Source organism: Collinsella aerofaciens, from assembly GCF_019131995.1.
Taxonomy (GTDB): domain Bacteria; phylum Actinomycetota; class Coriobacteriia; order Coriobacteriales; family Coriobacteriaceae; genus Collinsella; species Collinsella aerofaciens_S.
Window position 1 is genome coordinate 1 of record NZ_JAHONA010000079.1, and the last position, 437, is coordinate 437.

Consider the following 437-nt stretch of genomic DNA (forward strand, 5'->3'; position numbering starts at 1 on the left):
GCGCCCGCCGGCACGCTCGTCGTGGTCGACCAGTTCCGCAACATAGGGTCCCTCGCCGTGAGGCGCGCCCGCGCCGCGGGGCTCGGGGTCGCCTACCTGCCCGGCCTCGCCGCCAGCCGCGCCGCCGGGCTGTTCGCCGGCGAGGCCAAGACCGACGAGCGCGACGCCGCGGTGATCGCGCGGACCGCCCTGGGCGTGCCGGACTCCCTGTCGGGGGTCCCGGGCCGCGGCGAGGCCCTCGAGGCCGCGCGCGCCCTCTCGTCGCAGCGCGACCACGTCGTCGCCTGCGCGATCAGGGACAAGAACCGCCTGCGCGCCGTGCTGCTCGAGTCCTGCCCGGCCCTCGAGGCCGCGGTCGACCTGTCGGACCGGCGGTGGCTGGAGCTGCTCGCCGGGTTCGGCGGGGCGTGGGGGATCGCCCGCTCCGGGGCCGAGGG

General features: G+C 78.9%; 1 protein-coding gene. It reads left to right on the forward strand.

Translation table 11 applies throughout. The annotated features are described in order from the left end of the window. Positions 1-437 (forward strand): IS110 family transposase (locus KSY82_RS10245; protein ID WP_217752385.1); only part of this gene is annotated, 437 nt, incomplete at both ends.